We start from the raw sequence: 329 nt of genomic DNA, 5'->3' as shown, positions 1-329 counted from the left end.
GGGGCGCAGGCCAGTGAAGACTATTATGCCGTGCAGGTCGGGACTGCGTTCAGTACCCCGATTGGGGCGGTGGCGGTCGACGTGACCCAGGCCAATACCCGCCTGCGTAACGGCAATGAAAGTGGCCAGAGCTATCAGGTCAGTTACAGCAAGGTGATTACTGAAACCAACAGTAACCTGAGTGTGGCGGCGCACCGCTTTTCGACTCAGGGCTATCTCGATTTCGCCACGGCGATGCAAACCCTTGATGCCGAACGTCAGGGCTATGACGCCAACAGTATCTACCGGGCAAAAAACCGCTTAACCGTGACCGCCAATCAGGGATTACC

The 329-nt window shown here is 57.1% G+C and carries 1 protein-coding gene; it reads left to right on the top strand.

All coding sequences use genetic code 11. The features are described from left to right. The coding region (locus tag V2A85_RS24670) for a fimbria/pilus outer membrane usher protein (RefSeq protein WP_420072688.1) at nt 1-329 on the top strand (329 nt) is incomplete at both ends.

It is taken from the genome of Yersinia sp. 1252 StPb PI, assembly GCF_048593885.1.
In the GTDB taxonomy this organism is placed as follows: Bacteria; Pseudomonadota; Gammaproteobacteria; order Enterobacterales; family Enterobacteriaceae; genus Yersinia; species Yersinia enterocolitica_E.
Note: the sequence above shows the minus strand (reverse complement) of the source record. Positions and strands in the feature narration are given on the sequence as shown.